Genomic DNA, 10,182 nt, shown 5'->3' with positions numbered 1-10,182 from the left:
AAACCAACCCGGCACGCACCGACACCAGCAACTCAGCCACACCGACACCACAACGGCCACAAGGTTCGAACGGCAACACACCGCCGACGAACTTCCAGGCCACGCCCGCGCCGTTCGCTGTCGGCGATACAGGAGGGTTCCTGCCGGTCGCTGCCCCCGACACGCTTGGACACGACAGCCTGGCCCAGGACTTCCTGCCTGCCGAGACCCAGCCTGCCGAAGCCCAACCCGACACGGCTACCGCGGCGAGACTGCCGCTCAGGCACGAGAGCGACATCCCCATCGGACCCGCGCTCGGACTCGACTCACCTACCACCGACACCGGCCAACTCGGCCGGGACGCCGCCGCGCCGGAGCTTGCGCTCGGTGGTGCTCCGCATGGCTACTCACGCGAACGTCTCGCGGGCGCTCCTGCGGCGCAGCGCGGGCGTCGGCACGCGGTGCCGCGATTTGGCGCGCTGGACGACACGCCCGTCGTGAGATCGGCGTTCGAAGTGCGACGCGCCGGCCAGGGACCCGACGGAGTCGTCGAGCTCACCGTTCGCATCAACTTCGCCACGAAGGGAGATGTCAGCGGCGCCGATCGGAACCGCGCGATCCTCGACGCCCAGAGGGCTGTCGACGAGTTCCACAACAAGCCGAACCTCCGGTTGCCCTCCGGCGAGCTGATCCGCGTCCGCGTCGTTCCCGTCTCGGCGAGCGAACCGGCACATCACACCGTGGTGCTCGGCCGCGATCAGGTCATCGACCAGAACCACTGGAGGCCAGATCAGTTCCCGGCGCAGACCGCGCACGAGGTCAACCACATGCTCGGCCTCCCAGACGAGTACACGGAGGACTCGACGGGGGCGGAGCAGGAGGGCTTCAACCTCGACGACACGTTGATGGGCAGGCATGTCACCAGGGACCGTGACGGCCGCCCTGTGCTTCCCAAGGTCGCGATGTCCCAGCGCTACCTCGACGTGTTGGCGCTCAACATCGGAGAGCCAGATCCGCTGGACACCGTCGTCACCCCGGAGGTCGATCCCGGCACGATCCTGCCGAAGGTCTACGGCGGTGGAACTGAGTCCTCCGGCGCTATCGGTGGTTCCGGTGCAGACCCCGATCCCTCGCGGGACTTCGAGGGTGAGGAGGTGGTCCACGGCCACAACCGGCGCGGCAAGACGAGAACCAGCAACGTGCTCACCGAGGAACAGATTCGCAGGAGCCTGCCCGCCTACCTTCGGCAGAGCCGTTCGCTCGGGACCGCCGAGCAGAAGACCAAGCTGTCGGGTCCGGCTCTCGACCTCAGGCATCAGCTGAAGAAGATGCTGCCGGAAGTCAAGTCCTGGCAAGGACAGGACGGTCTGGTTCCGTTCCTGGAGAACTTCGCGTCCATCGCGCTGCACGATGGTGGCCTTCCCATCGGCGTCGAGGGCGACGGCGTGAAGTACGAACTGAGGGTCGAAGGAGCCTTCGACTGGGACAACATCGAGGTCAGAAGGAAAGCCTCCTACACGCTGAGGATGCAGACCAAGGCGAAGACCAGGTCGGCCACGGACGCCACGCACCAGCGTTCGTTCCAGGCGACCTCGATGGGTCAGTTCACCGGGTTGCCCGGCTTCGTCACCCTGGACCAGGTCCTTGGTTCCGCGATGCCCGACGAGCAGGTCACCAGCGTCCGCAAGCGCGAGGTGGCCGGCTCGATGATGACGTTCTTCTCGTCGACGCACGAGGTCGACGTTCCGATGCGGATCAAGTTCTCGCTCCGGCACATCGACACCGGCCTGCCCGTGCTCGGCGCGTCCGGTCTGCCGGTCGCCACCGAGGACGACGCGAACACGGTCCTGGCCCTGTCGCCGGATCTGCACTCGTCCGACATCGCCGGTGATCGCGTTCACGACGTGTTTTCCGGCAAGGAGTCCCTGAGCGACGTGGACCCCGCCATGACCCAGCGGGAACGGCAGGAAGCCGTGCTGGAGCTGATGGGAATCCGCCCGGTGAGGCAGCTACCGCCGAAGAGCATCGCCGTGGAGTCGGTAACCATCACGAGGGGCAAGGACGATCCGGCTTCGAGGTCGATTCCCGATCAGGTGATCGAGATGCTCGGACCGAAGTACAAGGGTGCGGTCGCCGTCGGTACCCAGGGTCGTGAGGTCGTGCAGGACTTCCTCAACGAGGGCAACATCAAGGGCAACCTCGCTCGGATGGCCGTGTTCGACGGCGACAACAACCCCGAGGTCGGCTGGGTGCGTTCCGACCAGATCTTCCAGGGTGGCGACCCGCTCAAGAGGAACTGGCGCAAGAAGTCGACCCAGCTCGAAATGCGCGCGGTCGCCCGGTGGGTGCGGGTCAACGGCACCGAGAAGATGTCGGTCATCAACCGCTCGCACCACCACAACGAGTTCTCGACGAAGGCCAGGATCGGCCGCCTGCTGCGCTGGAACGGCTACAAGGGTGTCGGGTTCGACGCCAAGTTCCTGGTCAACATCGGCGGTGGCGTCGCCTACGACATGACCGTCGAAAAGCACACGACGACAGGCCACGAGCAGTCATCTGCGGCGAAGCACGGCATCGAGATCAACGGCGACCAGGTTCGCTACGAGATGGTCTACGACCTTGAGGTGCGTCAGGCCGGAAACCGGGGCAAGAAACCGCTGAAGCTGGAGAACGTGGTCAGCGCTCACCAGTGGACGAGCAAGCGGAAAGCCGTCCAGTACGGAATCGTCGAGACGGAGGAAACCCCCGCCTTCCGCACGGGAACCGACAGGACCACCCAGGGGCCGCGTGAGTTCGAACTGGGCGACGCGTTGCTGGGCCAGTTGGAGGAGGTCAACAGCGGCGAGCTGCTCTACAACGCGCTCAAGCCCGTGCTGACCCAGTTGCCGAAGGTGCCGCTGGAGGAGGGGTGGTACCTCGACCAGTCGAGATTCGCGAAGGTATGGGCCAACATCAAGGCGAACCGCGAAGTCGAGAAGCAGAACCGCTACCGGCTCGCGAAGGACTTCACCGACACCGATCTCACGAGGCTGACGGGCCGGTTCGCCGAGGCGATCGCCACGGGTGCCGCCATCAGGGATCACCTGTCGGAGCGGGAGATCGAGGTGCTCGTCGAACAGATGATGAGCGGAAACGGCCTCCACATTCCGTTGCAGAGGACGACCTGGGGACACGTGCGCCAGGAGACGATCATCCTCAGGGGACGGCTCGGTGAGATCGAGGAGGGAGATTCCCTCGACGACGTCACCGCCAGGGAGCAGTACCGGAACAAGATCGTCGGCGCTGGTGAGTTCGAGCAGGCCAAGGAGCGTGAGTTCGGCCTTGGCCCGCAGGGCAGGGCGCTCATGCCGCTCAAGAACTCGAAGACCACCGCAGCCTTCCTCGTGCTGCTGTTCGGGTATCGCGGTGGCCGGTCCAAGCTCACCGGGCAGGGCCTGACGCAGACCTCCAAGCGCAACGTCGAGATCAAGGCCGCCGACACGCTGACGAAGGACGGCAAGCTCGGCGACCTCAAGCTTCGCCAGTTCCGCACCAGGCTGACGATCGACACCGAGATCGACTTCACGGAACGGCGCGTCAGGTCGCTGCGCAAACTCATCCCCGGCAGCCCTGGCAGGGATGTTCCGAAGACCGTTCCGCTGACCACGCCCGAACCCGTGACGTTCGACGTGCGCCTCCTGCTGCCGGAGACGTTGCTCACCGAGCCGAACCCGGATCTGCTCGCAGCCGGACCGGCGGCGAAGCCGAACGCGCCGCTCGGCGGCGACGACCTCAAGCCCCCGCTCGCGCTCCAGCCGGGTATGTCCCGCTCGTTCGACGACGTCCGTGTCGTGAGCCTCTCGTCCTCGGCGGTGCGGATTCTCAGGGAGAGCGCGGAGAACGTGCTCAGCACCGCCGCGGACAACGACCCGGTCGTGCGGTCTCGCAACCACAACTTCGGACTCGCCCTCAACGATCGGCTGTCGGTCGACGTCCTGAAGAACAACACGATGCTGCTCAGCACCACGACGGTCATCGGCCCCGCCGAGCTTCACCACGAGCGGCGGCTCGCGGACCTGACCGCGGGACTGGGAGTCTCGTTCAAGGCCACGTTGTCCGCGCGGCAGCCGAGCAGCGAGCAGTTCCACGAGTTCCTCCGCGAACACGAGGCCTGGGCCAAGCAGACGGCCTTGAGTGCTTCCGGTTCGCAGAAGCGTGTCTACGGGGTCTTCGTGCCTATCGTGACGAACCTGGACTACACGTCCACGGCCGGCGCGGGGAACAACGAGGTCGCGCCCAGAGGAATCCTGGTGTGGGTCGTCTCTCCCTACAGTTCCAGCAGAGGACAGGCAGAGGGCCAGCACCTCAAGGGTGGCGAGAAGCTCGGGGTCGGCACACCTCCGCAGCGCATGATCCTGGCGCGCGTCGACCTGGAGGCCACGGTCACGGCCGAGGCCCGGCACAAGAGCAACCTCAGCCTCTCGATGGAGCAGGACGCACCGGCCACGGCAGGCGAGGTCGTCGATCTGCCGGAGTCCGCGCTGGTCTGGCTCACCGAGAAGCAGTTCGAAGAACTCGCCGTCGGCGAACCCGTCGCGGACACCCAGCCCGTCCTTCCGCACCCCGCTCGCAAGACCGATGTGCCCTACTCCCTGCGCGAGGACAAGGTCGAGAAGCAGTCGCTCGGCATCGGCGGCGCCATCGAGCCGGTCGACCTGTCGGGCGAGATCGCCGCGCTGAGGCGGAATCTGGGCGAGAACCCGGCGGTCGGACCGGAGCTCGCGGCCAGGCTGCTGCCCGACAGCGCCCTCGATCCCAAGAACGCCAACACCGCCAGGATCAAGGCGGTCCTGTCCGACGTGCACGGCATGGCGAACAGCCTGATCAACGGCGGACGACTGGAACCGGTCCGCCTGGAGGACAGGTTCAGCGGGCGCACCTACGATCTGGTGATCGAGGGGAAGATCGCCGGGACGTCCCGGCGAGGCGTGGTCAAGTTCTTCACGAAGCTCAAGTCGACGGTGACCGCGGAGTTCGGCGCGAAGACGGTCAAGAGCCGGGCACGGACGCTGCTGACCACGATCCTCTCCCCACGTCCCGCACTCGCCATCAGGGAGGAACAGGGACCGGCCACAGAGGACGGTCGCGCTCAGGGGCAGGTCGGTGCGGGCCAGGGGATCGAGGGTGTCTTCGGCATCCGGGAGTCCAAGGCGACGGCTGAGACCGCGTCGAAGTACACCCACGCGGGCTCGCTCAAGGGACCGGCCGTGAGCCACCCGGCCACGCTGGAGCTGAAGCTGAAGGTCGAGCGGCACGGCGAGGTCCTCGCGTCCCTGCCCGTGTCCAGGGAGGTCGGCCTCGACAAGCTCGCGGAGGAGACGTTCCCCGAACCGAAGCGAGCGAAGTTCGGGCATGCCGAGATCACCCCGGACCAGCCGGCGACGAAGCTCACCGACGAGGCTCTGCGAGACTGGCGTTCCGGCACTCCCGACGAGAACGTCGTGAAGTTGCCCGACATCACCAGCTACTGGGCCGAGCACTACTTCGGCGACATCGAAGTGCTCCGGCGTCAGGCGGAGGAAGCCCTGGCACAGTCCGGGGTGAAGGTCGACGCGGCACTGCGCCGGCTGATCAGATCGAGCATCACGGTGACGAACGTCCGCGCGGGACTGACGGCGGCCGTCGACGGCGACTTCAAGGTCCCGCTGCCCGGCAAGCTCGGTCGTGATCTGGAGATCCACATCAGGCTGCGCGCCCCGCGCTTCGCCAGCGCCAGCGCCTCGGTGGACATCAAGTCGTACGCCATGAAGTCCCTCAGGGAGGAGACGAAGCTCTTCACGGGCCACGCCACCGACGTGATGGCCGTATCGCCGTACGGTGCGGGAGGCGAGAGCAACGTCCTCGGCCCCGACAGTCGCGCCGCGAGCGGCGCGGACCAGGCCGCGGACAAGCCGTCACAGCGAAGCCCGCTCGCGGACAAGTCAGGCGCGGCACACCGTCAGGTCACGATCTACAACGGACCGGAGTCCGAAAAGGTCGCGAGCACCAGGAACATGGGTCCGGTTCGGATGTTCGATCCGCTCATGCCGTGGACGATCGCGCCCGACGACAAGCTGTCCCGTGTTCTGCTGACCGACGCGGACATCCGCATCGTCGTGAAGCCGACGCTGTCGACGCCGAAAGAGCCGACGCACCGCGTCAGGAACTTCGTCAAGGCCCTCAAGGCTGATCCCGCCGTCAAGAAGGTCACGAACAGCGGGTTCGTCAGGGGAACCAGGAAGCTGGCGGGTGGAGTCACCGACCAGTTGACCAAACTGGCGGTCACCGACGGCGGTTCGCCCGGCACCGTGAGGCCGAGGACGTGGACCAAGCCGTTCACCATGATCTCGCACGGCGGTCAAAAGGTGACGAGGTTCGGCCGTCGTGTCGTGCCGTCGACCGGCGCCGCGAAGGTGGAGCAGGACAACGGATCGAGTGTCCCCACGCCCAAGGTCCAGTCCAGGCGGTTCAAGAGGATCAAGCCGGTCTATCGGGATCTGACGGTGTACGACGGCTATGCCGTGCGGATGCTGGACGCGAAGGCGGAGGAGATCACGGGGAAGGCCCTTCCGTCGGAACTGGTCGAGGCGACGAGGCTGCTCGCCGCGAAGGGCAAGACGTGGTTCGAGGCCAACCAGAAGACGAGCGGCGCGGAAGCGGAGAGCAAGGCGCTGGAACGGTCGCTCGGTGACGCCGCCCGCGAACGGGCGTTCCGCCTGGCCGAGCGCGACGCGCTGGCCACCGCGATCGAACAGCGCACCGCCGAGGTGGCGCGACTGCGTGTCGAGTTCAACAACAGCGTCGCGGAGACGGTCCGGCTTCGCTGGACGACGTCGACGAAACTCTGGCGACAAGCGCAAGGGGAACGAGCGCGGCGACGCGCGGCCCTGGCAGAGGCCGAGACGGACCTGCGGGCGAAGTCGGACCTACTGACCAGAGTGGACGGTGAGCTCGCACCGGGCGGCGGTGACCTGGAGCGGTTGCGCGAGTTCCTCGTGGCTCTGAACAAGCTGGAGGTGGCGCGGCAGAACGAGGAGACAGAGGCGCGCGAATGGTGGTACGCCAAGGAGAACTACGACCGCAAGGTGGCCGGCCTGCATCGCGACGAGGCAGAGGAGGCGCGTACCGGCGAGCCCGCCGCGAAACGTCCGGCGGCTGAGGAGAAGCAGCCAGCCTCCGTGAAGTCGAGGCGGGCAGGCCAGAGCGCCGGTGCGAAGCCGGGTTTGTCGTCGATCGCCGAGGAACCGGAGACTCAGCCGAACGAGACGCCCACGACGCCCGAGGTGACCGCGACACCTGGGGCGACCGCGCCGCCTGAGGTGACCGCGCCGCCTGAGGTGACTGTGACGCCCGTCGCGACCGCGACGCCCGCGGTGACGTCGACGCCTGAGGCGACCGCGACACCCGTGGCGAACGCGAGTTCGTCCAGCGGCACGCGACCCGCCGCGGAAAGCGGTCACGAGGTCGCGGGAAGCGCTTCCCCGGCACCCGTGAGCTCGACATCGGGTCCCGCCACCCCGCCGACACGGACGGAGCCGATCGCGCGGGCCGACAGGCCGGCCGCGAACCTTGCCGTGCCATCGGTTCCGGCGGCTCCGGTGCGGACGAACGCGCCGGTGCTACCCGCACTCGACTTGGGCGACTCCGACTGGATGTCGAGTGTGACCGACCAGATCCAGCTTCCGCACGCTCCGGTGCCGGTCGGCCTGAACGAGGGGGTGCTGGCACCGGGCGCGGTGGACCAGGACCGGTCCTCCAGTCGGCCGGCCGAGCACGGGCGTGGCCAGCTGGCGCAGGCCACGCCGCACTCGCGTGGCCGGATCAGGTCGCTGCCGCGCCAGGTGCGCACGGTGCGGCGACCGGGGATGCCCGGCCGGATCGAGCACGTCGGTGTGCCCGTGGTGGAGCGGTCCGAGTTCATCGTGCGAAGGGCGGTGGAGAGCGCCGTTCCCACGACTGAGATCACCGTGGTCGTGGACCTCGTCGGTGGTCAGGAGCACGGACAGGACGTTGTCGAGGCGGCGTGGTGGAACGCGCAGCGAGGAGTGACCCGGTACCTGAACCAGCGCAAGCTCCGGCTGCCCAACGGCGACCTGCTGAGGTTCCGTCTGGTCAAGCCGGAAGCGGAGCCTGCCGCGACACCTCACAGGGTGACGCTGCTGCCGACCGGTGACGGCTTCACGAAGACCGCGCTGGCGCAGGTCGACCAGGCCAGTTGGCACCCTGACCAGCCGCCGGTGTTCGGCGCGCACGAGTTCATGCACATGATCGGTCTGGTCGACGAGTACGGCCGACCGGAAGCCGTGGACGGCGTCGATGTCGACAAGACGCTGATGGGAAGGTTCTACCGCGCGGGCGACGACGGTTCGTTGCTGGTACGCGAGCCCGACTTTCCGCCCCGGTTCACGGACGTGCTACACCAGATGATCGGCGAGGTCGCCCTGGAGACGCCCGCGCCCGTCCCGGCTCCTTCCGGCCAGGCGGGGCCGGTAGCGCCGGTACCGCCGCCTCTGGACGCCGGTGACGTGACGCGATACCTCGCCGCACTGGCCGATGTGCCGATCACCGGGACAGACAGCGAGACCGACCTCCATCTGCGCATGGAGGCGTTGTACAACCTCGGTGCCGATGACATCAGGCGGGTCTTCCTGATCGGTGCGACGAGCCACTCCGCTCTGACGATCGAAACCGGCAGCGGGCATCTGGTGCTGGACCCCGAGGTCAGCCCCGGCCGTCCGCTGACCTTGGCCGAATGGGCGACCGCTGTGGGGGAGCCGCTGGACGCCGAGCACGCCGTGCAGGAGGTGCTGTGGCCGCTGAACGAGAAGCCCGTGGGTCCGTCGCCCACCGGACGGCCCGAGCTTGTGATCGCCAGGGCTTGGAGCATCAGGGCTCCGTGGCTGGAGTTCGCGGCCGCGCCTCTGTCCAGGGCCGGCGCCTGGTTCGACTCGCTGACCTCCGACGCCAGGGTCGCCCTGGTGACGCGCGTCAGTGCGATGAGCGCGTTGGACCAGGCCTACTTCCACGACCGACTGGTGTCGATGACCGGCGTGGAGCTGGCCTCACTGGCCCGCGACCTCCACAATGGACAGTTCGACCTCGGTCTGCTTTCCTGGGACGACGTGGTGAGTCTCGCCAAGCAACGAGTCGCGCAGCTTCCCGCTGACTACACCGACTGGCTCGCCAACAGTGAAGCGGTCCACCACTACGCCGCCGCCGTCGCGCCGGCGCTGCAAGGGCAGAACGCGGACGACTTCCGTGATGTCGTCACGTGGTGGACCCTCTCCAGAGGAGAAGAGCGCGCACAACGGCTGATCGTGGAGTTCGCCGCCTCCCAAGGCATCGGGGTACCGGCGACGCGGCCGCCGCAGCCTTTGAAGACCGGCCGTGATCTGACGATGTCCAGGGCGAACACTCAGTTGCGGGATCTGCTTCTCGCGACCGTCCCGCGCGGCACGAGGTTCGCCGATCCACACTCCTTCGCCCGGTTGATCAACGGCTCCGTGTTCGCGGAGACGGGACGCCAGACCAACGGTGCCGATGCGGCGGTCGCGTTCAGGGACACGTGGTACGGGGAACCGCGGGTGGCGGCGCCGATGCCCAACGCCAAGGCCGTCGGGAGCGAAGCCGCGCACGACATGATGGCGCACAGGGTCGGGCATCGGCCGGAGCGCGTGGGCGAGGGGCAGACCGCGTTCGAGAACGTGGTCGACAAGGTGCGGCGGCTCGGGCCGGGCTCGTCGGCGGTGGTGCTCGACGGCTCCCCGACAGCGGCGTTGCTCGCGTTGAACGTCGTCAACCACAACGGCACCGTCCACGTGGTGAACGCGCAGCACGGCACCGTGACACGGGCCGGCGACTACGCTCACGCGGCCGACGCCGAGGTGCACGCCCTCGTGCAGGACCCCTGGGGCCGGCCCGTCGTGGATCACGACCTGAGTTGGCGAGACGACGTGGCGCACGGCTCCTCGGTGCTCGCAGGGGCGTCGCCGGACGCGCGGCGGGAAGCGTGGGAGACAGCGGATCGCCTTCTCCCGCTTCCCGGCCAGTTGACGCCTGAGCTGACGCGGCAGTGGGACGACGTGCGCACGCTCGTCGCTGCCGAACGGGTGAAGCACGATGAGCCCGCGGCGGTGGCGCTGGCGTCGCGGCTGAGGGTGAGGCTGGGCCTTGGCGTCACCACCT

Annotated in this window: 1 protein-coding gene (cut by a window edge); it reads left to right on the top strand. The window is 67.7% G+C overall.

What is annotated here, in order from left to right:
• Positions 1 to 476 precede the first annotated feature (476 nt).
• On the top strand, positions 477 to 10,182 hold the start of the coding sequence (locus QSK25_RS40900) for a toxin glutamine deamidase domain-containing protein (protein ID WP_285646636.1). 25,478 nt of this gene lie beyond the right edge of the window; the window shows 9,706 of its 35,184 coding nt (coding positions 1-9,706); it begins with the start codon at positions 477 to 479; the stop codon falls past the right edge of the window.

The organism is Lentzea sp. NBRC 102530 (assembly GCF_030269365.1).
Taxonomy (GTDB): Bacteria; Actinomycetota; Actinomycetes; order Mycobacteriales; family Pseudonocardiaceae; genus Lentzea.
Note: the sequence above shows the minus strand (reverse complement) of the source record. Positions and strands in the feature narration are given on the sequence as shown.